At 22.4% G+C, this 24,597-nt stretch carries 33 protein-coding genes and 1 pseudogene; 32 read left to right on the top strand and 2 right to left on the bottom strand.

Annotated elements, in window-relative coordinates; genetic code table 11:
• Positions 1 to 10 precede the first annotated feature (10 nt).
• The gene (locus tag H0H38_RS01880; RefSeq protein ID WP_185872617.1) at positions 11 to 1,741 is read left to right on the top strand and encodes a YidC/Oxa1 family insertase periplasmic-domain containing protein; all 1,731 of its coding nucleotides are present in this window, start codon (positions 11 to 13) and stop codon (positions 1,739 to 1,741) included.
• On the opposite strand, the gene H0H38_RS01875 is transcribed toward H0H38_RS01880, so the two are convergent.
• On the bottom strand, positions 1,738 to 2,526 hold the full coding sequence (locus H0H38_RS01875; RefSeq protein WP_185872616.1) for a biotin--[acetyl-CoA-carboxylase] ligase: 789 nt from the start codon (positions 2,524 to 2,526) through the stop codon (positions 1,738 to 1,740). The genes H0H38_RS01880 and H0H38_RS01875 overlap by 4 nt on opposite strands.
• 75 nt (positions 2,527 to 2,601) lie before the next feature.
• Here H0H38_RS01875 and rsfS point away from each other — a divergent pair, with 75 nt between their 5' ends.
• From rsfS to H0H38_RS02830, 3 genes and pseudogenes are all read left to right on the top strand, one after another.
• Positions 2,602 to 2,928 carry a ribosome silencing factor gene (rsfS, locus tag H0H38_RS01870; RefSeq protein ID WP_185872615.1) on the top strand — a complete coding sequence of 109 codons (327 nt, stop codon included), beginning with the start codon at positions 2,602 to 2,604 and terminating at the stop codon, positions 2,926 to 2,928.
• A gap of 30 nt (positions 2,929 to 2,958) precedes the next feature.
• A complete protein-coding gene (gene ftsH / locus H0H38_RS01865; protein WP_185872614.1) occupies positions 2,959 to 4,893 on the top strand; it encodes an ATP-dependent zinc metalloprotease FtsH in 1,935 nt (644 codons plus the stop codon).
• Between the two features lie 356 nt (positions 4,894 to 5,249).
• A pseudogene (locus H0H38_RS02830) lies at positions 5,250 to 5,723 on the top strand (phosphatidate cytidylyltransferase).
• 64 nt (positions 5,724 to 5,787) lie between these two features.
• On the opposite strand, the gene dnaK reads toward H0H38_RS02830, so the two are convergent.
• Positions 5,788 to 7,746: a molecular chaperone DnaK gene (gene dnaK, locus H0H38_RS01855; protein WP_185872613.1), complete on the bottom strand. Its 1,959-nt coding sequence runs from the start codon at positions 7,744 to 7,746 to the stop codon at positions 5,788 to 5,790.
• A gap of 168 nt (positions 7,747 to 7,914) precedes the next feature.
• On the opposite strand from dnaK, the gene rplM reads away from it, so the two are divergent.
• The 28 genes from rplM to rpsE all read left to right on the top strand — a co-directional run bounded on the left by rplM (position 7,915) and on the right by rpsE (position 24,589).
• Entirely contained in the window at positions 7,915 to 8,361 is a 447-nt protein-coding gene (gene rplM / locus H0H38_RS01850; protein ID WP_185872612.1) for a 50S ribosomal protein L13, read from the top strand.
• Positions 8,362 to 8,742 (top strand): 30S ribosomal protein S9, encoded by a 381-nt coding sequence (rpsI, locus tag H0H38_RS01845; RefSeq protein WP_185872611.1) that lies wholly within the window; start codon positions 8,362 to 8,364, stop codon positions 8,740 to 8,742.
• A gap of 646 nt (positions 8,743 to 9,388) precedes the next feature.
• Positions 9,389 to 10,066: a 30S ribosomal protein S2 gene (gene rpsB, locus H0H38_RS01840; protein ID WP_185873017.1), complete on the top strand. Its 678-nt coding sequence runs from the start codon at positions 9,389 to 9,391 to the stop codon at positions 10,064 to 10,066.
• 3 nt (positions 10,067 to 10,069) lie between these two features.
• Entirely contained in the window at positions 10,070 to 10,873 is an 804-nt protein-coding gene (gene tsf / locus H0H38_RS01835; protein WP_185872610.1) for a translation elongation factor Ts, read from the top strand.
• On the top strand, positions 10,870 to 12,402 hold the full coding sequence (gene gpmI / locus H0H38_RS01830; protein WP_185872609.1) for a 2,3-bisphosphoglycerate-independent phosphoglycerate mutase: 1,533 nt from the start codon (positions 10,870 to 10,872) through the stop codon (positions 12,400 to 12,402). Before tsf ends, gpmI begins: the two co-directional genes overlap by 4 nt.
• The gene (gene map, locus H0H38_RS01825) at positions 12,399 to 13,205 is read left to right on the top strand and encodes a type I methionyl aminopeptidase (protein WP_185872608.1); all 807 of its coding nucleotides are present in this window, start codon (positions 12,399 to 12,401) and stop codon (positions 13,203 to 13,205) included. Before gpmI ends, map begins: the two co-directional genes overlap by 4 nt.
• 25 nt (positions 13,206 to 13,230) lie before the next feature.
• A complete protein-coding gene (gene rpsL / locus H0H38_RS01820; RefSeq protein ID WP_185872607.1) occupies positions 13,231 to 13,620 on the top strand; it encodes a 30S ribosomal protein S12 in 390 nt (129 codons plus the stop codon).
• Between the two features lie 8 nt (positions 13,621 to 13,628).
• A complete protein-coding gene (rpsG, locus tag H0H38_RS01815; protein WP_185872606.1) occupies positions 13,629 to 14,117 on the top strand; it encodes a 30S ribosomal protein S7 in 489 nt (162 codons plus the stop codon).
• A 2-nt stretch (positions 14,118 to 14,119) separates the two neighbouring features.
• Positions 14,120 to 16,201 carry an elongation factor G gene (gene fusA / locus H0H38_RS01810; protein WP_185872605.1) on the top strand — a complete coding sequence of 694 codons (2,082 nt, stop codon included), beginning with the start codon at positions 14,120 to 14,122 and terminating at the stop codon, positions 16,199 to 16,201.
• 15 nt (positions 16,202 to 16,216) lie between these two features.
• The gene (gene rpsJ, locus H0H38_RS01805; protein ID WP_185872604.1) at positions 16,217 to 16,522 is read left to right on the top strand and encodes a 30S ribosomal protein S10; all 306 of its coding nucleotides are present in this window, start codon (positions 16,217 to 16,219) and stop codon (positions 16,520 to 16,522) included.
• 4 nt (positions 16,523 to 16,526) lie between these two features.
• Complete coding sequence (rplC, locus tag H0H38_RS01800) at positions 16,527 to 17,186, top strand: 50S ribosomal protein L3 (protein WP_185872603.1); 660 nt, start codon at positions 16,527 to 16,529, stop codon at positions 17,184 to 17,186.
• Positions 17,183 to 17,818, top strand: a complete 636-nt coding sequence (gene rplD / locus H0H38_RS01795; RefSeq protein ID WP_185872602.1) for a 50S ribosomal protein L4 — start codon at positions 17,183 to 17,185, stop codon at positions 17,816 to 17,818. Before rplC ends, rplD begins: the two co-directional genes overlap by 4 nt.
• A complete protein-coding gene (gene rplW / locus H0H38_RS01790; RefSeq protein WP_185872601.1) occupies positions 17,815 to 18,129 on the top strand; it encodes a 50S ribosomal protein L23 in 315 nt (104 codons plus the stop codon). The genes rplD and rplW overlap by 4 nt, the downstream gene beginning before the upstream one ends.
• A 6-nt stretch (positions 18,130 to 18,135) precedes the next feature.
• On the top strand, positions 18,136 to 18,960 hold the full coding sequence (gene rplB / locus H0H38_RS01785; protein WP_185872600.1) for a 50S ribosomal protein L2: 825 nt from the start codon (positions 18,136 to 18,138) through the stop codon (positions 18,958 to 18,960).
• A 13-nt stretch (positions 18,961 to 18,973) separates the two neighbouring features.
• Positions 18,974 to 19,258 (top strand): 30S ribosomal protein S19, encoded by a 285-nt coding sequence (gene rpsS, locus H0H38_RS01780; protein WP_185872599.1) that lies wholly within the window; start codon positions 18,974 to 18,976, stop codon positions 19,256 to 19,258.
• A complete protein-coding gene (rplV, locus tag H0H38_RS01775) occupies positions 19,259 to 19,663 on the top strand; it encodes a 50S ribosomal protein L22 (RefSeq protein WP_185872598.1) in 405 nt (134 codons plus the stop codon).
• 2 nt (positions 19,664 to 19,665) lie between these two features.
• Positions 19,666 to 20,385: a 30S ribosomal protein S3 gene (gene rpsC / locus H0H38_RS01770; RefSeq protein ID WP_185872597.1), complete on the top strand. Its 720-nt coding sequence runs from the start codon at positions 19,666 to 19,668 to the stop codon at positions 20,383 to 20,385.
• Positions 20,386 to 20,399: 14 nt separating this feature from the next.
• The gene (gene rplP, locus H0H38_RS01765; protein WP_185872596.1) at positions 20,400 to 20,822 is read left to right on the top strand and encodes a 50S ribosomal protein L16; all 423 of its coding nucleotides are present in this window, start codon (positions 20,400 to 20,402) and stop codon (positions 20,820 to 20,822) included.
• Between the two features lie 9 nt (positions 20,823 to 20,831).
• Positions 20,832 to 21,017 (top strand): 50S ribosomal protein L29, encoded by a 186-nt coding sequence (gene rpmC / locus H0H38_RS01760; protein WP_185872595.1) that lies wholly within the window; start codon positions 20,832 to 20,834, stop codon positions 21,015 to 21,017.
• A 1-nt stretch (position 21,018) separates the two neighbouring features.
• On the top strand, positions 21,019 to 21,312 hold the full coding sequence (gene rpsQ / locus H0H38_RS01755; RefSeq protein ID WP_185872594.1) for a 30S ribosomal protein S17: 294 nt from the start codon (positions 21,019 to 21,021) through the stop codon (positions 21,310 to 21,312).
• A 12-nt stretch (positions 21,313 to 21,324) separates the two neighbouring features.
• Positions 21,325 to 21,696 carry a 50S ribosomal protein L14 gene (rplN, locus tag H0H38_RS01750; protein ID WP_185872593.1) on the top strand — a complete coding sequence of 124 codons (372 nt, stop codon included), beginning with the start codon at positions 21,325 to 21,327 and terminating at the stop codon, positions 21,694 to 21,696.
• Positions 21,693 to 21,941: a 50S ribosomal protein L24 gene (rplX, locus tag H0H38_RS01745; RefSeq protein WP_185872592.1), complete on the top strand. Its 249-nt coding sequence runs from the start codon at positions 21,693 to 21,695 to the stop codon at positions 21,939 to 21,941. The genes rplN and rplX overlap by 4 nt, the downstream gene beginning before the upstream one ends.
• Entirely contained in the window at positions 21,925 to 22,482 is a 558-nt protein-coding gene (gene rplE, locus H0H38_RS01740) for a 50S ribosomal protein L5 (RefSeq protein ID WP_185872591.1), read from the top strand. Before rplX ends, rplE begins: the two co-directional genes overlap by 17 nt.
• A gap of 1 nt (position 22,483) precedes the next feature.
• Entirely contained in the window at positions 22,484 to 22,753 is a 270-nt protein-coding gene (rpsN, locus tag H0H38_RS01735; RefSeq protein ID WP_185872590.1) for a 30S ribosomal protein S14, read from the top strand.
• 4 nt (positions 22,754 to 22,757) lie between these two features.
• Positions 22,758 to 23,153, top strand: a complete 396-nt coding sequence (gene rpsH, locus H0H38_RS01730; protein WP_317168641.1) for a 30S ribosomal protein S8 — start codon at positions 22,758 to 22,760, stop codon at positions 23,151 to 23,153.
• A gap of 24 nt (positions 23,154 to 23,177) precedes the next feature.
• Positions 23,178 to 23,726: a 50S ribosomal protein L6 gene (rplF, locus tag H0H38_RS01725; RefSeq protein ID WP_185872589.1), complete on the top strand. Its 549-nt coding sequence runs from the start codon at positions 23,178 to 23,180 to the stop codon at positions 23,724 to 23,726.
• A gap of 19 nt (positions 23,727 to 23,745) precedes the next feature.
• A complete protein-coding gene (gene rplR / locus H0H38_RS01720) occupies positions 23,746 to 24,060 on the top strand; it encodes a 50S ribosomal protein L18 (protein ID WP_185872588.1) in 315 nt (104 codons plus the stop codon).
• Positions 24,061 to 24,064: 4 nt separating this feature from the next.
• The gene (gene rpsE, locus H0H38_RS01715; protein WP_185872587.1) at positions 24,065 to 24,589 is read left to right on the top strand and encodes a 30S ribosomal protein S5; all 525 of its coding nucleotides are present in this window, start codon (positions 24,065 to 24,067) and stop codon (positions 24,587 to 24,589) included.
• The last annotated feature ends 8 nt before the right edge of the window (positions 24,590 to 24,597 follow it).

The following is a 24,597-nucleotide window of genomic DNA, read 5'->3' as shown; positions in this document are numbered from 1 at the left end:
AATAATTATTATGAATAATGATAGAAAAAATATGGATTATAATTCTATAATAGGAATTATTTTAATATTATTAATTATAATTAGTTTTACTTATTGGAATTATCCAATAATTAATAATAATTTTAATAATAAAAAACAAACTTTTTTTATAAAAAAAAAACAATATAAAAATAATTCTATTTTAGAAAATAAATTAATTAAAATTGGTATTTCCAATATAGGTGGAATAATAAATGAAGTATGTTTAAAAAAATATAAAGTTTATGATTTTAATAATTTTTCACATAAAAAAAATTTATTCTTAATAAAAAATTCTAGTTTAGAATATAATTTTATTTTTTTTGATAAAAAACATCATAAAATTAATACTCAATTTTTATATTTTTCTCCATATTTTTATGTAAAAAATGGAAATTCAGTTTTGATAATGAAAGCTAATAATCCATATGGACAAGGATTTATAGAATATAAATATATTTTAAAACCAAATGATTATAATATTAATTTTATGATTAAAACAAAAAATTTATATTATGAACTCAATAAACAATATCCTATTTATTTAAATATTGAACAATATTTATATTCTTTAGAAAAAGATAAAATTTGGGAAAATTCATATACTCAAGTCTATTATTCTTATAATAAAAAAAAAAATAAAATAACTTATTCTAATATTAAATCTTTATCTGAAAAACATTATGAAAATATAAAAATCAATAATTTAAATTGGATTGCTCATAAACAACAATTTTTTTCTTCTATTATTATTCCTAATAAACCATTAAATAATTTTTTTGTGTCATCTGACAATATATATTCAGGAAATGTATTAAAAAAAATTAAATCAATAACTTGGTTTAAAGTTACAAATAGTATAAAAGACGAATTTAATATATCTTTTAAATTATATTTTGGACCATTAGACATAAAATATTTACAAAAATTTGAAAATAAATTAGAAAATATTATTCCATTTGGATGGGGATTTTTAAAATTAATTAATAAATATTTTTTTTTACCAATTTTTATATTATTAGAAAAAACTAATCTTAATTATGGTATTATTATCATATTAATGACCTTAGTTGTAAAAATTATTTTAATTCCTATGACTTATACTCAATATAAGTTAAATGCAATAATGAAAATTATTAAACCACAAATTGACAAATTAAATCATAAATTAAAAAACGTACATCCTTTAGATAAACAAAAATCTATTATGGAATTATATAAAAAAGCGGGAATTACTCCATTATCAGGATGTTTATCAACATTATTGCAGATACCTATATTTTATTCTTTATTTAAATTTTTTCCAAATTTAATTAATATTAGAGGACAATCATTTTTATGGGTAGAGGATTTAACGTCCTATGATTCTATTTTGCAATTACCATTTTCTATTCCATTTTATGGAAATCATGTTAGTTTATTAACATTATTGTATTCAATCGCATTATTAATTTATACTAAATTAAATAATAGTGATTTTACTACTACTAATAATAAATATAATGATGATGATACAAAAGTAGAAGATAATTCAGCAGAATTACGTATGTTTTTATCTTATGTAATGCCAATTATTATGTTATTATTTATTAATAGTTATGCATCTGCATTATCACTGTATTATTTTATATCTAATATTATTAATATTGGATTATTATCTTTTATTAGAAAATATTTTTTAAATAGAAAAAAAATATATAAAAAAATTTCACATAATATTTAAAATAAAAATTTTATATCATTTTTAGAAAAAAAAAATAATTTTTTATTATTATTTATTTTAATTATTAAATGACCATTATTTGTGATATTTTTAATAATACCTTTTGAATAATATTTTACTATTTTATGATTTTTTCTTTTAATTATAAAATATGACATTTGATTTCGTTTATAAAGAAATGTATTATAATAATTAATAGCATGACTATATGTGTTATACATATATATATACAAATATTCTTTTTGTATAAAACTAATAATTTTCAATAGTAATGATTTTAAATTAAATTTAATTTTGAAAAATAGACGTAATGATGATGTTTTTAATTTAGGATCAAATAATATTTGATTAACATTAAATCCAATTCCTATAATTATATATTTTTTTGAATTATATGTAATATTATTTTCTATTAAAATTCCTACTATTTTTTTATCATATAATATTATATCATTCGGCCATTTTATCCAACAATGATTAGTATAATAAAATAATATTTTATGAATTGCATTACATATAATAATATTATGTATATATACTTTTGTAAAGAAGTATGACATAAAATGTAAAAATGATGATTCTAATATAATACTAAAAGTTAAATTTTTACCTTTTTCTGAATACCAATGATTATTGTTCGTACCTTTTCCATTTGTTTGATTTATTACATTAATAATAGTCCAATTTTTTATAATATTAGATATAATATATTGTGCTGCATATTTATTAGTAGATGTTAATCTATCTAATTGAATTAAATTAATTGGCCAAATTAGTTTATTCAAAATATTTGATTTTAAAAAAATTAATTTAATTGAAAAACTTATTTTTGTTAAGCATAATATAAATAAAATTTTATTTTGTTATTAAAAGGAATTATAGAAGGAATTGAAATGGTTAAAGGAAAAAATATAACTATTTTAAATTTAAAACAAAAACTAAATTTTAGTTGTGATTATTTTATTATTTGTAGTGGAGAATCCAAAAATCAAGTTTATGCTATTTTTCAATCTATTAAAAATTATATTATAAAAAAATTTAAAACAAGTCCTTGGCATGTAGAAGGAATTAAAAATCAAGAATGGATTTTAATTGATTATACTACTATTGTAGTACATATATTTCAAGATAAAATACGATCATATTATAATTTAGAAAATCTATGGAAAAATACAGATTGGAATTAGTTTATGTTAGTTAATAATTAAATATAATTTATGATAAATAAAAAAGTAAAAAGTAAAAATAACTTTTTGTGGATATATATAGCTATTTTAGTTATATTTTTAGGTATTTTTTTATTTAAATATTCATTTTCTAATCCAACAAAAATTGATCAAGATACATTTTTTAATATCCTTATAAAAGGTAAAATACAAAAAATTATTGTTAAACATAAAGAAATAGTTCATGTTTATTTAAAAAAAGAATTTGCATATTATAATTCTAAAAATTTTTTAAAACATCATAGAAAATTTATGAATCCATATCTTCAATATGAATTTGAAATAGGAGATTTGCAATTTTTTCAAAAAAAATTTGAAGATTATAAAAAAAAATATCATTTAAATACTTTAATTGATTTTAAAAATCAACAAGATTATACTATAACTAAATTTTTTTTTGATTATGGAATATTTTTAATATTATTAGTAATTTTTTGGATTTTTATCTTTCGTAAAATTGGTTCTTCTGGAAGTGGCCCAGGTGGTCAAATCTTTAATATAGGAAAATCTAGAGCTAGATTATTTAATGAAAATGATAATATAAAAATTACATTTAAAAATGTAGCTGGATTAGAAGAAGCAAAAGAAGAAATACAAGAAATTGTTGAATTTTTAAAAAGTCCAAAAAAATATACTAAATTAGGTGGAACAATTCCAAAAGGAGCACTTTTAATGGGACCTCCAGGAACAGGTAAAACATTATTAGCAAAAGCAGTAGCGGGAGAAGCAAAAGTTCCATTTTTTTCATTATCTGGATCAGATTTTGTAGAAATGTTCGTAGGTGTAGGTGCATCGAGAGTAAGAGATTTATTTGAAAAAGCTAAAGAAAAAGCTCCTTGTATTATATTTATTGATGAAATAGATGCTATAGGTAGAGCTAGAGGTAAAAATAATATTGCTGGATCAAATGATGAACGAGAAAATACTTTAAATCAATTATTAACAGAAATGGATGGATTTGGAACTAAAACTAATGTAATAGTTTTAGCAGCAACTAATAGATCTGATATTTTAGACAAAGCTTTATTACGTCCTGGACGTTTTGATAGAACGATTTTAGTTGAAACACCTGAATTAAATGAGAGAAAAGATATATTTAAAGTTCATTTAAAAAAATTAGTTTTATCAAAAAAAGTAGATATTGATTTTTTAGCTAAACAAACACCAGGATTTAGTGGAGCTGATATAGCTAATATTTGTAATGAATCAGCATTAATAGCCGCACGAAAAAATAGATCTAAAATTCAACATCAAGATTTTTTAGATGCAATAGATAGAATTATAGGAGGATTAGAAAAAAAAAATAAAATTATTAAACCCAATGAAAAAAAACGTATAGCATATCATGAAGCTGGACATGCTGCTATTAGTTGGTTATTAGAATATGCATCTCCTTTAGTTAAAGTAACAATAGTTCCTAGAGGTAAATCATTAGGATCTGCATGGTATTTACCTGAAGAAAGACAATTAACTACTCCAGAACAAATGAAAGATGAAATATGTGCTTTATTAGCTGGTCGATGTGCAGAGGAAATTATTTTTAATAATGTATCTACTGGTGCATTAAATGATTTAGAACGGGTAACAAAACAAGCTCAATCTATGGTAGTTATTTTTGGATTAAATGATAAAGTAGGTAATATATCTTATTATGATTCTACTGGACAAAATGAATATTCATTTTCTAAACCTTATAGTGAAAAAACTGCACAAACTATAGATGAAGAAATATTAAAAATTATTACAGAACAATATAATAGAGCAAAATATTTATTAAATAACAATAAAGAAAAACTTTCTAGACTTGCAAATGAATTATTAGAAAAAGAAGTTATTTTTAGAGAAGATTTAAAAAATATTTTTGGAGATAGACCATTTGTTGATGATGTAGTAGAAAATTTATTAAAAAAAGTAACTCATATTTAATTTATATTAATAAAAAAATGTTGTATAACATTAAATATGAATTATTTATTAGATTAATAACAGGAATAATTTATATATTATTAATATTTTTTTCTATTAACTAAGGAAAAAAAATTTTTTAGAATTTTGATGATGATATTGTCTTATTGTTGTTTTTTTTAATTATTAATTATATGTAAAATACATATTACATTTATTCAAATATCTTCATATATTTTAATATTTTCAATATTCATTGATTTAATAATGACAAAAAAATTATATATAATATGTTTTATTCTATATTATAATATGTTTTATTGTTTATTTAATGTTTTTAAATTTATCTTATAAAGATAAAATTACTCAAATAATTCATAAACTATTTAGTTTATGTAATCATTCCTTTTTATTTATTTTATATTATTTATTCTAATTTTGATCAAGTAAAAAATATTATTTTTAATACTTTTATTATCATTTGGACTAATGATACTTGTTCATTTTTAATTGGTAAAAAATTTGGTACACATATAATGTCTATATTCATATATCCTAAAAAAATTATAGAAGGAGTTTGTGGAGGGATATTATGTTCTTTTATATTAAGTTTATACTTAAATATTTGATTGATAGTAGATATTGAGTGGATTTTTTTATCTATTATCATTTCTATATTTGCTACAATAGGTGATTTTATAGAATCTATAATTAAAAGATCTTATAATATAAAAAATTCTGGAATATTATTTCCTGGACATGGAGGTTTTTTAGATAGATTTGATAGTTATATTATTGTAATACCAATTATTACAATAATTTATTTTTTTAAAAATTTACTAAAAAATTAAAAAAATACTAATTCAACGAATTTTTTAACTTAAGAAGAATTAGTATTTATATAATAAATTTAAATTATTTTACTTCTTCAAAATCTACATCTTGTACATTATTATTATCTTGATTTTTATTATTTTCTTTAGTAGATGTATTATTTGAATTTGATGTATTATTTGAATTTGATGTATTATTTGAATTTGATGTATTATTTGAATTTGATGTATTATTTGATGGTGCTTGTTTATAAATCTCTTGTGATGCTTTTATCCAAATATCATTTAATTCTTTTGTATAAATATCTATTTCATTAAAATTTTTCTTTGCATGCGCATTTTTTAATTTATTTAAAGAATCTTGTATTTGTGTTTTATGATTTGATGATAATTTTTTATCATGTTCTTTTAATTGTTTTTCTATTTGAAAAATTTGATTATCTGCTATATTTAATTTTTCTATTTCACTTTTAATTTGTTCATCTTTTTTTAAATTTTTTGCTGCATCTTTTTTCATTCTATCAATTTCTTCTTGATTTAATCCTGAAGATGTTTCTATACGTATAGATTGTTTTTTCCCAGTTCCTTTATTTTTTGCAGAAACATTAAGAATTCCATTAGCATCAATATCAAAACTTACTTCTATTTGAGGAGTTCCTCTTGGAGCAGGTGGTATATCAACTAAATCAAATCTTCCAATTTCTTTATTATCTTTAAACATAGATCGATCTCCTTGTCCTACTCTAATAGTCACAGCAGATTGATTATCTGCAGCAGTAGAAAATACTTCTGATTTTTTAGTTGGTATAGTAGTATTAGAATCTATTAATTTAGTAAATACACCTCCTAAAGTTTCAATTCCAAGAGATAATGGAGTGACATCTAATAATAAAACATCTTGTACATCTCCTGATAATACTCCTCCTTGTATAGCTGCACCTATAGCAACTACTTCATCTGGATTAACTCCTTTAGATGGTTTTTTGTTAAAAAATGATTCTACTCCTTCTTGTACTTTTGGTATTCTTGTAGATCCACCAACTAATATAATTTCATCTATATCTTGATTTGTTAAATTTGCAGATTTCATTGCATTTTTACATGGATGAATAGATCTTTGTATTAATTTTTCTGATAATTGTTCAAATTTAGATCGTGTTAATTTAATTACTAAATGTTTGGGACCTGAATTTGTTGCAGTAATATATGGTAAATTAATTTCTGTTTGTGTAGAAGAAGATAATTCAATTTTTGCTTTTTCAGATGCTTCTTTTAAACGTTGAAGTGCCATTGGATCTTTTCTTAAATCTATTTTTTCTAATAAATTAAATTCATTAGCTAAATAATCAATAATAACTTGATCAAAATCATCTCCACCTAAATGAGTATCTCCATTAGTCGCAAGAACTTCGAAAACACCATCTCCTAATTCAAGAATAGAAACATCAAAAGTTCCACCTCCTAAATCATATACTACAATTTTTTTATTTTGTTTTCCCTTATCTAATCCATATGCTAATGCTGCAGCTGTAGGTTCATTAATAATTCTTTCGACTTGTAATCCAGCAATTTCACCTGCTTCTTTAGTTGCTTGTCTTTGTGCATCATTAAAATATGCTGGAACAGTAATAACAGCTTTATTGATTGTATGGCCTAAATAATCTTCTGCAGTTTTTTTCATTTTTTGAAGAATCATAGCAGATATTTCTTGAGGAGCATATAATTTTTTTTCTATTTTAACACGTGGAGTATTATTTCCTCCTTGTACAACTTCATATGGAACATATGTTAATTCTTTTGTAATTTCTGAATACATTCTTCCCATAAATCTTTTAATAGAAAAAATAGTTTTTTGTGGATTTGTTACAGATTGTCTTTTAGCAGGATCTCCAACTTTTATTTCACCTGAATCTACAAAAGCTACTATAGAAGGTGTAGTTCTTTTTCCTTCTGAATTTGGAATTACAACCGGATCATTAATTTCCATTACAGAAACACATGAATTGGTAGTTCCTAAATCAATTCCTATAATTTTACTCATATTTTAAGTATTTTTTTTAATTTATCCTTAATATTTAAAATACTCCAATGATTATGCCATAATATATTAAATGTTAATACTTATGTTAATAAATAAAAAAATTATTTTTTATATGACAAAAAGTCATTTAATTTTATTTTTTATCTTAATTTACAAAATTATAACAAAATGGATTATTTAAGTTTTAAAACAACATATCAAATAAATAAAAAATCATGGATTATTATGGATGCCACTGGTAAAAAACTAGGACGTTTATGCTCTATAATAGCATTCAAAATAAGAGGTAAACATAAACCTAATTTTTCTCCACATTTAAATTGTGGTGATCATATAATTGTTATTAATTCTGCTAAAATACAATTATCTGGTAAAAAATGGATGTACAAAAAATATATTCATTATACAGGATATCCTGGTGGACAAAAACAAATTTTAGCTAAAAATATTTTTAAAAAAAATCCTTGTTTATTAATACATAAAGCAGTTTTTGGAATGTTACCAAAAAATAAATTAAGAAAAAAATTAATAAAAAATCTTCATATATATTCAGGTAATATACATAAACATCATCAGTTAAATCTTAATAAAAACAAATTAAATAAAAGTAAATAAATGAAAATTCACACTATAGGTAGAAGAAAAAGATCACTTGCTAGAATTTATTTAACATACGGAAATGGAAAAATTATGATTAATTCTATAAATTATAGAAAATATTTTTCACAATATACTCAAAATAAAATTTTGCATCCATTTCAAATTCTAGATTATAATAATAAATTTGATATTGATATTAAAGTTATTGGAGGAGGATTTAATGGTCAAGCAGAAGCTATTTGTTTAGCAATTTCTAGAGCTCTTTGTATTTTCAATTCTAATAATAAGGAATTATTAAAAAAAAATGGATTGTTAACTAGAGATTCTCGTGAAGTAGAAAGAAAAAAATTTGGACAAAAAAAAGCAAGAAAAAAATTTCAGTTTTCAAAACGTTAATTTTATTATTCTGTATACATAAACCATGTTAAAAAATAATAAACAAAAAAAAGGAATCAATCATATTATTTATATCATCAAAAAAGAAGACAAACAAATAAAATCAGAAGAAATGATAAAGGATAATAATGGTCTTCCTATTATGACTACTAATACTACTACGCCAACAGACAACAAAATAAAACAAATAAAATCAGAAGAAATGATAAAGGATAATAATAGTTTTCCTATTAATACTACTAATACTACGCCAATAGAAATAGAAAAAAAAATAAAATCAGAAGGAATGATAAAGGATAATAATACTCATCCTATTTCTACTCCTCCTCCTACTACTATTTCAATAATAAAAAAAGAAGAAAAAAAAATAAAATCAGAAGGAATGATAAAGGATAATAATACTCATCCTATTTCTACTCCTCCTCCTACTACTATTTCAACAATAAAAAAAGAAGAAAAAGAAATAAAATCAGAAGGAATGATAAAGGATAATAATACTCATCCTATTTCTACTCCTCCTCCTACTACTATTTCAACAATAAAAAAAGAAGAAAAAGAAATAAAATCAGAAGGAATAAAAAATAATGTTATAGAAGAAAAAAAAGATAATATAAATATTCCAATAATACCAGGTACTAAGTTTGATATGATAGATTTATTAAAAGCAGGAGTTCATTTCGGACATCTTGCAAGAAAATGGAATCCTAATATGAGACAATTTATTTTTATGAAAAAAAAAGGAATTCATATTATAGATTTATCAAAAACAATTATTAAGTTAAATGCAGCATGTCAAGAATTAAAAAGAATTATATCTCTTGGAAAAAAAATTTTATTAGTAGGAACTAAAGCACAAGCTAAAGAAAAAGTTGTTTTATATGCCAAAATTTTAAATATGCCGTGTGTAACAGAAAGATGGTTAGGAGGATTATTAACAAATTTTTCTACTATTCGTAAATCAATAAAAAAGATGAATAATATAGAAAAAATGAAAAAAAATGGAACTTTTGATACATTATCTAAAAAAGAACGTTTACTAATAAATAGAATATATTTAAAATTATATAAAAATTTAGGTAGTATTTCTTCAATGACTCAATTACCAGGGGGAATATTTTTAATTGATCCATATAAAGAAAAAATTGCATTATCTGAAGCTATTAAATTAAGAATTCCAATTTTTGCAATGATAGATACAAATACTAATCCAAATAGTATTCAATTTCCAATTCCATCTAATGATGATTCTTCTAAATCTATTAATTTAATTTTACAAATTATTACAAACATACTTAAAAGATCATCAAGTATTGAAAATAAATAAATTATGATAATTACTATTGATCAAATTGCTAAATTGAGAAAAATAACTGGAGTAGGTATTTTAGATTGTAAAAATGCTCTTATTAAATCCAATGGTAATTTTGAAGAAGCAATTTTTTTTTTAAGAAAACAAGGTAAAGAAATTGCTTTAAAAAAATCAATTGATAAAATACAAAATGGAGCTATTGTTGCTATTACTAATGAAAATAAAACGATTGGAAATATTATCGGTTTAAGTTGCGAAACTGATATTCTTTCTAAAAGTAAAGAATTTATTTCTTTTTTAAATAAAATTACCAACATATCGTTATTATATAATAATAAAAATTTTTTTTTGAATCAAATTCAAGATTTGATTTATGATCAAATTGTAATTACTGGTGAAAAAATAGAATTAACAATTTTTGAACAAATTCATTCTCCACTTGTATTAAGTTATACTCATTATTATAAAATAGCCACTTTAGTTGGATTTTTATCAAAAAATCCAAAATCTAATAATATTAATGATCTTAAAAATATAGTTCTTCATATTACTGCAATGAATCCAATTTCTATTGATAAACATGATTTTCCAAAAGATTTAATAGATAAAGAGTTAGAAATTATTAAAAATCAAATAAAAAATAAAAATGTATCAGAAAATATTAAAAATTCTATTATTTCTGGTAAAATTAACAAATTTATAATGAATAATACTTTAATAAATCAAAAATATATTAAAAATAATCAAATTATTATTAAAGAATATTTAAACAAATTTAAAGATGTAAAAATTAATAAATATAAAAGAATTAGTATTTTATGAGTAATAGTAAAAAAATAATGTTGATAATATTAGATGGGTGGGGAATATCTAATCAAGAAAATATTCATGCTTCTGCAATAGCACAAGCTCAAACTCCATTTATAGATTATTGTTTTAATAAATATCCATATAGTAATATACATGCATCTGGATTACATGTTGGATTACCTTTTAATCAGGCTGGTAATTCAGAAGTTGGTCATATACATTTAGGAGCTGGACGAAAAGTAAAACAAAGTTTGGAAACTATTAATTTTGCTATAAAAAATAATTATTTAGCATATAAAATTAATCATATTTTAAATTATGTTTTATTTTATAATAAAAAATTACATTTTATTGGATTATTATCCGATGGTGGGGTCCATTCTCATATGAATCATTTATTTTATTTACTCAAATTAGCAAATAATAAACATTTATCACAAGTATTTGTTCATGTTTTTACAGATGGTAGAGATTCTGATCCTAAAAAAGGAATTTTTTATATAAAAAAATTATTAAATGTAATGGACCAAACTGTTGGAAAATTATCTACTGTAATTGGTAGATATTATGCCATGGATAGAAATAATAAATGGGATAGAACACAAATGGCATTTGAAGCAATGGTTAATGCAAAAGGTATTAAAATAAGAAATATTTTTGATTATATTGAAAAATCTTATAAATATGGAACTACAGATGAATTTTTGTATCCATCAATTATAGTAGATAAATCTGATAATCCTATTTCTAGGATAGAAACAGGCGATGTTGTTTTTTGTTTTAATTTTCGTCCAGATCGTTCAAAACAAATTACTAAATTATTAATGAATGATAAACCTAGATTAAATCTTTATTATATTACTATGACTTGTTATGATTTAAAATATAAAAATATACATGTTCTTTTTAATCGAAAAAAGTTATCTAATACTTTAGGGGCGGTATTAGAATATGAAGGGAAAAAACAACTTAGAATTGCTGAAACTGAAAAATATCCACATGTTACATACTTCTTTTCAGGATATCAACAATCTCTTTTTATAGGAGAAAAAAGAAAAATTTGTTTATCGCCTCAAGTTCTTACATATGATTTATCTCCTAAAATGAGTGCTAATAATATAGTAAAAATGATCATTCCAGAATTAAATAGTAAACAATACGATTTTATATGTTTAAATTTTGCTAATCCAGATATGGTTGGTCATACAGGAAATATGTTACAAACTATAAAAGCTTGTGAATATATAGATTATTGTGTTAAAATATGTTATTATATTGCAATGAAAAATATGTATTCTATTATTATTGTTGGTGATCATGGAAATGCAGATTATATGATCAATCATGATGGAAGTCCAAATACATCTCATACTAATTCTTTAGTTCCTTTTATTCTTATAGATTTAGAATATAAAAAAGAAACAAATTGTTTAATACAAGATAAAGAATCTAGTTTATGTGATGTAGCCCCTACAATTTTAAAATTAATGAATTTAAAAATTCCTAATATAATGAATCATCATTTAATAAATAAAATATGATACAATTAAAAACATTAGAAGATATTTTATTAATTAAAAAAAGTGCATTATTAGCTTCTAAAACATTAGGAATGTTAGCTGGAAAAATTAAACCAGGAATTACATCACTTTATTTAGATAATTTAGCTGAAATATTTATTCGTGATCATGGTGGTCAACCTGCATTTTTAGGATTATATAATTTTCCAAATACATTATGTGTATCTCCTAATAATCAAGTTGTACATGGAATACCAAATAATGATCCTTTATGTGAAGGAGATATAATATCTATTGATTGTGGTGTATATATGAATGGATTTTATGGAGAACATGCATATACTTTTGAAGTTGGAGAGGTCAAAGATGATATAAAACAATTTGTAAATCGTTCTAAAAAATCTTTATATATAGGTATTTCTAAATGTAAAACTGGAAATTATATTGGAGATATTGGAAATTCTATACAATCTTTTATAGAAACAAGTGGATATTCTATTGTTAAAGATTTTGTAGGACATGGATTAGGAAAAGAAATGCATGAAGATCCCGAAATTCCAAATTTCGGAACAAAAGGAGAAGGAATAAAATTAAAAAATGGATTTGTTCTTTCAATAGAACCAATGGTGAATAAAGGTAGATCAGAAGTAATTTTTCATAAAGATGGATGGACAATAACAACTAAAGATAATAGTTTATCTGCTCATTTTGAACATAATATTGCAATTATAAATGAAAATCCATATTTACTTTCTACTTTTCGTTATATTTATGAAGAATTAAATATAAATTCTATTATAGAAGAATATCCATTTCAAATATAAAAAATTTATGTTAATCATATAATTTATGCCAACAATACAACAATTAATAAGAAAAGGAAGAAATTCAATTTCAAAAAAAAAAAAATCGCTTGCTCTAGGATTATGTCCTCAAAAACGTGGAGTGTGTATTCGTGTATATACAACTACTCCAAAAAAACCAAATTCTGCAATGAGAAAAGTCGCAAGAGTTAGATTTACAAATGGAAAAGAAGTTATTAGTTATATAACAGGAGAAGGTCATAATCTTCAAGAACATTCTATTGTTCTTGTTAAAGGAGGTAGAGTTAAAGATTTACCAGGAGTAAAATATAAAATTGTTAGAGGAGCTCGTGATACAGCTGGAGTCAATGGTAGAAAAAAAAGTAGAAGTAAATATGGTGCTAAAATTCCTAATAAAAAAAATATAAATAAGTAATTATTATTATGAGAAAAATAAGGAAAAAACAAAAAATATATTTTCCAGATCCAAAATTTAATGAACCTTTAGTTAGTAGATTTATAAATCATTTAATGAAAAATGGTAAAAAAAATTTAGCTTATAAAATTTTTTATAATGCTATGGATAAAATTGATTCTATGAATTCTCATAAAGAGAATAATAAAAAAACAGCATTAGAAATTTGGAAAGAAGGATTAAGTAATGTTATGCCTCATGTAGAGGTTAGACATCGTCGTATGGGAGGAACTAATATTCAAATTCCTGTACCTATTTCTTCTAATAATAAAATTACCAAATCTATTAAATTATTAATTACATGTGCTTCTAGGAGAAAAAATGAAAAAACTATGTCTGATAAATTAGCTTTCGAAATTATGGATGCATTTAATTCACAAGGTGAAGCGTTTAAACAAAAAGAAAATATTCATAAAATGGCAGAAGCTAATAAGGCATTTTCTCATTTTAGATTTTAATTATGAGTAAAAATTTAAATTATACTAGAAATATAGGAATAGCAGCTCATATTGATGCTGGAAAAACAACAACAACAGAAAGAATTTTATTTTATACTGGTATTAATCATAAACTTGGAGAAGTTCATGATGGAGCAGCTACAATGGATTGGATGTTACAAGAACAGGAGCGTGGAATTACAATAACTTCTGCTGCTACATGTTGTAGATGGAAATATAAAAATAATGAATATAATATTAATATAATTGATACACCTGGTCATGTAGATTTTACAGTTGAAGTAGAAAGATCTTTAAGAGTTTTAGATGGAATGATAGTATTATTTAGTGCGGTAGAGGGCGTTGAACCACAATCTGAAACTGTTTGGAGACAAGCTAATAAATATTCTATTCCAAGAATAGCTTTTGTGAATAAAATGGATAGACAAGGTTCAGATTTTTTTAATGTTTGTTTACAAATTAAAAAGATGTTAGGAGCTAATTCAGTTCCATTACAAATTCCCATTGGATCAGGAGATAATTTTATTGGAATAGTAGATTTAATTAAAAAAAAAGGAATTATTTGGAATGATGAAAATTATGGATTAACATTTAAAGAAATTCCTATTCCATATAATATGAAAGAAATAGTAAAAGTTTATTATAATAATATAATTGAATCATTATCAGAATATGATGATAAAATTATGGAAAAATTTTTATATGATCAAAATTCTATTTCTGAAAAAGAAATAATTTGTTCATTAAAAAAAAATACTATTAATATGAATATTATTCCTATTTTTTGTGGATCTTCTTTTAAAAATAAAGGTGTTCAAACAATACTAGATGCTATATGTATGTATTTACCTTCTCCATTAGAAGTAAAAAATATTATAGGAATTAATCCAATTAGTAAAAACCAAGAAATTAGAGCGCCTAATAATAATGATCCATTTTCTGCATTAGCATTTAAAATATCTAGTGATCCGTTTGTTGGTAGATTAGCTTTTTTTAGAGTATATTCTGGTCAAATACATGCTGGATCTTATAGTTTTAATGTTAGATCTAAAAATAAAGAACGAATTTCTAGAATTTATCAAATGCATGCAAATAAACAAATTCCTATTAAAAAAATAGGAGCTGGTGATATTGCTGCTATTGTTGGATTAAAAAATATTAAAACTGGAGATACTTTATGTGATGAAAATTATCCAATTTTATTAGATAATATATCATTTCCCGAACCAGTAATTGGGTTAGCTATTGAACCCAAATTAAAATCTGATATTGATAAAATGAGTTTAGCACTTTCTAAATTGATGGAAGAAGATCCAACTTTTCAAGTTAGAACAGATAGTTATACAGGACAAACTATTATTTCTGGAATGGGGGAACTACATTTAGAAATTATTGTAGATAGAATGAAAAGAGAATTTAAAGTAGAAGTTAATCAAGGAAATCCTCAAGTAGAATATAAAGAAGCATTAAGAATAGGTGTTAAACATAGAGAAATTTATAAAAAACAGACTGGAGGAAGAGGTAAATTTGCTGATATATTATTTAAATTAGAACCAGGTGATTATGGAAAACAAGGATTAGAATTTATTAGTAAAATAAAAGGAGGAAATATTCCAAAAGAGTATTTACCTTCTATAGAAAAAGGATGTAGAGATATGATGAAAAATGGACCATTATCTGGTTATGAAATTGATAATGCTAAAATTACAATTTTAGATGGGTCATATCATTCAGTTGATTCTGATCAAATATCTTTTGAAATAGCAGGCAAATTAGGATTTAAAGCTGCTGCTAAAAAAACTAATCCAATATTATTAGAACCAATTATGAAATTAGAAGTTATAGTCCCAGAAGAAAATATGGGAGATATTATAGGAGATATAAATAAAAGAAGAGGAATTATTCAAAATATGATTGATAAAAATAATACAAAAATTATTAAAGCTATGATTCCATTATCAGAAATGTTTGGATATGTTACAGTATTAAGAACATTATCATCTGGACGTGGAACATCAAGTATGGAATTTTCTCATTATGATTCGGTTCCAAAAAATATTGTAAATAATATTATAAATAATTAAGATTAAAAATAAAATATGGGTCATAATATAAAAATTAAGTTAAAATCTTATGATTATAATCTGTTAGATAAATCTGCAGAAAAAATTGTAAATTCGGTATTACCGACTGGAGTAATATTAAATGGACCAGTTCCATTGCCTACGGAAAAAAAAATATATACTGTTTTACGATCACCACATGTTAATAAAAAATCTAGAGAACAATTTATTTTACCTACTCATAAAAGATTATTACATATACATAATGCATCTTCTAAAACCGTTGATGCATTAATGAAATTAGAATTACCAAGTGGAGTAGAAGCAGAAATTAAAGTATAATGATATGTTAAAATTAAGAGTAAAAGAATTAATAGGATTTAATTTAGGAATGACTAGTTTTTTTTCTGAAACAGGTTATAATATTCCGTGTACTTTAATACAATTTAAATCATGTTATATTATACAAATAAAAACATTAACAAAAGATGGATATGAAGCTATTCAATTAGGTGTTTTAAACAAAAAAAAAAAACATACTAATAAACCTTTATTAGGCCATTTTTGTAAATCAGGGATTTCTCCTAAAAAAAAACTGATAGAAGTTAAAACTTTTTCATCTTTACCTGATACAGATATTAAAATTGGATTATGTATTAATAATAATATCAATACATTATTCTCAGTTGGAGAATTAGTAAATATTCAATCTTTATCTAAAGGAAAAGGATTTCAAGGTGTAGTAAAAAGACATGGATTTTCTGGGGTAGGAGAAAAAACTCATGGACAACATAATCGATTAAGAGCTCCAGGTTCAATAGGAGCAGGGTCTGATCCATCTAGAGTATTTAAAGGTAAAAAAATGGGAGGAAGAATGGGTAATCAAAAAGTTACAATTAAGAATTTAAAAATATTGAAAATAAATATAGAAAAACAAATATTAATTATTAAAGGATCAGTTCCAGGCAATAAATATTCATATTTAATTATTAAAAAACAAAAATGAAATTAAATGTTTTAAATAAAAATGGAAATATTACTGATAAAAAAATAGATTTTAAAGATTTAATATTTTCAACAAAATCTTATGATCATTGTATTTATTTAGAAATTAAAAGATATCTTTCTGCACAACGTCAAGGAACTCATGATAGTAAAAATAGAAGTAAAATAATTGGAAGTAATAGAAAATTACATAAACAAAAAGGTCTTGGTGGATCTAGAAAAGGAAGTATCAAAAATCCTATATTTAGAGGAGGAGGACGAATCTTTGGTCCTATACCAAGAAAATATATAAAAAAAACAAATAAAATAACTAAACATTTAGTTAGACAATATATTTTAGAATATAAATTAAAAACAAATACAGTTTTTGTAATAGAAGATATTACATTAACAAATCCTAGTACGAAAACTTTAGTTAAAATTTTAACTACATTAAAATTAAATAATAAAAAATCATTACTAATTATTAATGATAAAAATAAAAATTTATATTTATCTTCTAGAAATTTAACAAATTTTAAATTATTGTCTATCAATGATTTAAATAGTTATTTATTATTAAAATATTATTATATTATTTTTACTGAAAGTTCATTAATTAATGTATTTAATTTTTTTAAGAAAAAAATATGAATTTAATTATTAAACCTTTTTTTTCTAAAAAATCATCTATTATTCAAGAAAAAAATAAATGTTATACTTTTTTAATACGATTAAATAGTAATAAAATTGAATTAAAAAAAGAATTTTATGAAATGTTTGGAATTACAGTTAAAAATATTAGAACTATGATTTATTATAAAAAAAATAAATCAAAATATACTAAAAAAGGATTAATACAAGGAAAAAGTAAAACATTTAAAAAAGTTATTATTCAATTAAATGATAATGAATCTATTGATTTATTATATCAAAAAAATAATTCTAAAAATTTAAATAAATAAAATGTTATGTCAATTAAAAAATTAAAAGCCATAACTCCAGGTCAACGTTTTAGAGTTATTAATAAATTTAAAAAAATTACAGAATATATTCCTGAAAAATCTCTTACTTTAGGTAAAAAGAAAACAGGTGGTAGAAATAATGTTGGAAGAAGAACTATTAGATATTGTGGAGGAGGCCATAAAAAAAAATATAGAATAATTGATTTTAAAAGAAAAAAATTTGATATTTATGCTACAATAAAGTCAATTGAATATGATCCTAATCGATCATCCTTAATTTCTTTATTACATTATGCAGATGGTGAAAAACGTTATATTATAGCTATGGAAGGATTTAAAATAGGACAACAAATAATTTCTGGAAAAAAAATTCCTTTTAATATAGGGAATTCTTCATTTTTAAGAGAAATTCCATTAGGAACTAATGTATCTTGTATAGAATTATTACCTGGTCAAGGAGCTAAAATTGCTAGAAGTGCTGGAAGTTATGCTCAATTATTTGCAAAAGATCAAAAATTTGCTACATTAAAATTTCCATCTGGAGAAATTAGAATGATCATGTTAGATTGTATGGCAACTATTGGTATAGTTTCTAATTCAAATCATCAATTAGTAATGCTTGGTAAAGCTGGAAGAAATCGTTATTTAGGTAAAAGACCTAGAACAAGAGGTGTTGCAATGAATCCTGTTGATCATCCTATGGGAGGTGGTGAAGGAAAAGCATCTGGTGGAATTCCTAGAAGTAGAAAAGGAATTCCATCTAAAGGTTTTAGAACTCGTTCTAAAAATAAATATTCTAATAAATATATTTTAAAAAAAATAAAAAAATAAATTTTTAAATTATATGCCTAGATCTTTAAAAAAAGGACCATATGTATATCATAAATTATATAAAAAAGTATTGCAAAATATTAAATTAGGTAAAAAAAAAATTATTAAAACATGGTCCAGATCAACTACTATTATTCCTGATTTTGTAGGTCAAACATTTGCTATTCATAATGGAAGAAAATTTATTAACGTATATATTACTGAAAATATGATTGGACATAAATTAGGAGAATTTTCTCCTACTCGTATATTTAGAGGACATTCTGGTAATAAAAATAGATTAAAATCTAAAAATTAAATGAAGAAACAATTAAAATTTAATAAATTGTTTTTAGATAAATCAAATAAATCATATTATAGTGTATGTTCTATTTTAAATGGAATAAGAATAGCTCCAAGAAAAATTAGATTAATAGCTAATATAATTAGATATAAAAAAGTAGAAGATGCATTATGTATATTAAGATATACTAAAAAACAAAATATTTCAATTTGTTTAAGTAAATTAATTATTTCTACAATATCTAATTGGAATAGAAAACAACAAAATATACAACATAATGAATTATTTATACATAAAATTATGGTCAATCAAGGAAAAATGTTAAAAAGAATACGGCCTGTTCCACAAGGAAGAGGACATAAAATAAGAAAAAAATCAAGTAATATTATTATATGTATAAGTAATCAATATAGTAAATAATTATGGGACAAAAAACTAATCCAATTATGAATCGTTTAGGAATTATTATTGGATGGCAATCTTCATGGTGTAAAAATTATAAAGAAAGAATAAAAGAAGATTTTCAAGTTAGAAGATATATTGAAGCTAGGTTTCCTAAAGGGATTATATCTAAAATTTTTATAGAAAGAACTATGAAATTTATTACTGTAACTATTAGAACTTCTCGTCCTGCTATTGTAATTGGAAAAGGAGGTGAAGAAGTAGATACAGTGAGAAAAGAATTAAAAAAAATTACTAAAAAAGAAATTCAAATTAATATATCTGAAGTAAAACGTCCAGAATTAGATGCCTCTTTGGTAGCAAAAAATTTAGTTAAACAATTAGAAAATAGGATTTCTTATAAAAAGGCAATTAAAATTTCTATTTTTTCTGCAATGAGAATGAATGCTAAAGGAATTAAAATTCAAATGTCTGGAAGATTAAATGGAGCTGAAATGGCTAGATGTGAATATTATAAAGAAGGAAGAATATCATTAGGAACGTTTCGTGCAGATGTGGATTATCATATGGCAGTAGCTCATACAATGTATGGTAGTATAGGAATTAAAGTTTGGATTATGAAAGGAGAAATTTATGGAAAAAGAGATTTATATCCATTATTTCGGATACATAAAAGACATAAAGTAAATAAACAACATTCAATTTTTCATAGAAAAAAAAATCGTAATTTGTCAAAATGACAATATGATTTTTTATGTTACAACCAAAAAAAACAAAATATAAAAAACAACAAAAAGGACGTATGCGTGGTAATGCATCTAATGGTTTTTTATTAACTAGAGGATTATATGGAATTAAAGCTTTAGAATCTTCTTGGATAACATCTAGACAGATAGAGGCTGCACGTGTAGCTGCTACTAGATATATGAAAAGAGAAGGAAAATTATGGATTAATATTTTTCCAGATAAACCAGCAACTAAAAAACCACAAGAAGTGAGAATGGGAAAAGGAAAAGGTCCAGTAGAATTTTGGGTATCTGTTGTTAAAATGGGTAAAATTTTATTAGAAATTGATGGAGTAAATATGGAAATAGCTAGAGAAGCATTAAGATTAGCTGCTCAAAAATTTCCAATAAAAATGAAATTTATCTTTTCAAAAGAATTTATTAATAAATAATTTATTAATATGAAATATTCTGAAATAAATCTTTTATCTGTTAAAGAAATTGAAAAAAAATTAGAACAATTTCGTAAATTATATAAAAAAGCAATATTTAATCATACATTTGGTTTAAATAAAAATCCTTTAGAAATATTATCTATAAGAAAAATTATTGCTAGATTAAAAACAAAATTAAATCAAAAAGATTGAAATGTTGAAGAATAAAAAAAAATATAATCAGATAACAAATAATAGAATAAATATTAGAAAACAAAGAAGTGGTATAGTAATTAGCGATAAAATGAATAAAACTATTATTGTTAATGAAATGCAAAAAACAACACATAAATATTATGGAAAAAATATTTTAGTACGAAAAAAATATATGGTTCATGATGAAAATAATTCGTCAAAAAATGGAGATATAGTTTGTATTATGGAAACACGACCAATTAGTAAAAATAAATGTTGGAGATTAGTTTCTATTTTAAAAAAATCGTTATAATATTTTTATAAGATGTTACAACAAGAATCTATATGTAAAGTATCAGATAATACTGGAGCTAAAACTGCTTTAATAATTCGTGTGTTAGGTGGTTCTAATAAAAAATATGCATATTTAGGAGATATGATAGTAGTTACTATTAAAGAATCTAGTACTAGTGGAAATTTAATTAAGAAAGGTAAAATATCTAAAGCAGTAATAATAAGAACAAAAAAAAAAACTAGAAGAAAAGATGGATCTTATATTAGTTTTGATGATAATGCTTGTGTGTTAATTAATGATACTGGGGAATTATTAGGGACAAGAGTTTTTGGGCCAGTAGCTAGGGAATTAAGGGAAAAACAATATATGAAAATTATATCTTTAGCTCAAGAAGTATTATGAATAAATCTATTAAAAAAGGTGATAAAGTATTTATTTTATCAGGAGATAATAAAAAATCTAATGGTATTGTTCTAAAAGTTATTAAAAAAAAAAATAAAGCAATAATTAAGGGTATTAATTTAGTCAAAAAACATATTAAACCTAATTCAAAAAATACTAAAGGAGGAATTATTAAAATAGAATCTGCTATACATATATCTAATTTAAAAAAAATATCTAATTCAAAAAATGAAATATCAAATTAAATTACAAAAATTATATAATGAGCAGATTATTATAAACTTAATGAAGCGATTTAAATATAGTTCTTATATGCAAGTTCCTAAATTAAATAAAATTATTATTCATAAAGGTATTGGTTCTATAATATATGATAAAAATATAATTAATCAATCAATTATGGAATTAACTTCTATATCTGGACAAAAAGCAATTTTATGTTTATCAAAACATGATGAAGCTGGTTTTAAATTAAGAAAAGGAATGCCAATTGGTATAAAAGTAACTTTAAGAAGATCAAAAATGTATGAATTTTTAGAAAGATTAATTAAAGTTGCATTACCTAGAGTTAGAGATTTTAATGGAGTAAAAAATAGTAGTTTTGACGGTATGGGAAATTATAATCTTGGAATAGAGGATCAAATTATTTATCCAGAAGTAAATTTATATGAAATTAAAAAAAGTATTGGAATGAATATTACATTTGTAACTTCTGCTAAAAATGATATAGAAGCTAAAGAACTGTTATCTCATTTTGGTATTCCATTTAAAAAAAATAATAAATAAAATGGCTAAAGAATCTATTAAAGCAAGACAAAAAAAAAGAGAAAAGATTGTATTAAAATATGCAAAAATTAGAAAAAGATTAAAATTATCTAATAATTATAAATTATTACAAAAATTACCTAGAAATGCATCTCCAGTAAGATTAAGAAATAGATGTTCTATTACAGGACGTTGTAGAGGATATATGAGGAAATTTGGTATATCTAGAATTATGTTTAGACATTTAGTTTCTCAAGGATTAATTCCAGGAGTTAAAAAAGTAAGTTGGTAATATTATGAATACAGATCCTATTTCTGATTTTTTAACTAGAATTAGAAATGCAAGTAAAGTAAAACATAAATTTTTAGAAATTTATTATTCTAAATTAAAACAAAATTTATCTAAAATATTATTACAAAATGGTTATATTTTAGATTTTAAAATAGTAAATAATACTAATAATATTAAAATTATTAAAATTGCATTAAAATATTATAAAAATAAATCTGTTATTCAAAATCTTATTAGAATTAGTAAACCAGGGTTAAGAAAATATACAAAATATAAAAATTTACCTAGAGTATTAAATGGATTAGGAATAGCTATAATTTCTACATCATCTGGTCTTTTAACTGATAAAAAAGCTAGAAAAAATAAATTAGGTGGAGAAATTCTATGTTATATTTATTAATTCTTATATAATTAATTATAAAAAATGTCAAAAATTGGAAATTTACCTATTTTAATTCCAACTAACGTTAGTATAGAAATTAATAATAATAAAATTGATATTATTGGACAATTTGGAAGATTAAGTCAAATAATTTCTAAATATATTAAATTAGAAATAAAAAATAATTTTTTATTCTTAAAAAGAGAAAAAGAAGATAAAAAATATAAATCTATGCATGGGTTATATCGTGTATTAATAAATAATATGATAATTGGTGTCCAACATAAATTTAAAAAAAAATTAGAATTAGTAGGTATAGGATATCGAGTATCTAAAATATTTGATAATTTATTAGAATTTCATTTAGGTTATTCCCATAATATTATACTTGAAGTTCCTAAAGAAATTAACATAAACATTCAAATTACTAAAGATAAAAATACTATTCTAATTTTAGATTCTATTAATAAACAACTTGTAGGACAAATTGCTTCACAAATACGTTTATTAAGAAAACCTGAACCATATAAAGGAAAAGGAATTAGATATTTAAATGAATATATTAGAAAAAAAACTGGTAAATCTGCTTAAATAATAATATTTTAAACAAATGAAAAAATATAATATAAATAAAAATTTAAGAATTTCTGTCTTTAGAAGTAATAAACATATATATGTACAAATAATTGATGATAATCTTAAAACTACTTTAACATCTTCTTCTTCTGTTGAAGTTTTAAAAAAAAATGATCAAATTAAACATAAAACTAAAATAGAAATATCATATGAAGTTGGAAAATTATTAGGAATAAAAGCTCAAAAATTGAAATTAAAAAAAGTAGTTTTTGATAAAGGTAAATATATGTATCATGGAAGAGTAAAATCATTAGCAAATGGAATTAGAAAAATGGGATTAAATTTTTAAAAAAATGAGTTCATTAATAGAAAAAAAAAAATATTCTAATTTTGAATTAAAAGAAAAATTAGTAGGAGTTACGAGAGTTTGTAAAGTTACAAAAGGTAGAAGATATTTTAGTTTTAGTGCTATTGTAATTAAGGGTAATGAAAATGGATTAGTAGGATATGGTTTTGGAAAATCTAAAGAAGCTACTGATGCTATTCATAAAGCTGGAGAACAAGCTAAAAGAAATTTACATCAAATTTGTATTTCAAATGGAACTATTCCTCATGCACAAGAAGCTAAATATGGAGGAGCAAGAATTTTAATAAAACCAGCATCAGAAGGTACAGGAATAATAGCGGGTGGATCATTAAGAGCAGTCTTAGAAGCTGTAGGATTAAAAAATGTATTATCTAAATCTAAAGGATCATCAAATCCACATAATGTAATAAAAGCTACAATTAAAGCATTAGATTTAATAAGAGATGTTAATATTATTTCTAAACAAAGAGGAATTTCTATTGAAGAAGTTTATAATGGTATAATAATATAATTATATAT

Origin of the sequence: Blattabacterium cuenoti, from assembly GCF_014252355.1 — a bacterium.
Lineage (GTDB): Bacteria > Bacteroidota > Bacteroidia > Flavobacteriales > Blattabacteriaceae > Blattabacterium > Blattabacterium cuenoti_AD.
Note: the sequence above shows the minus strand (reverse complement) of the source record. Positions and strands in the feature narration are given on the sequence as shown.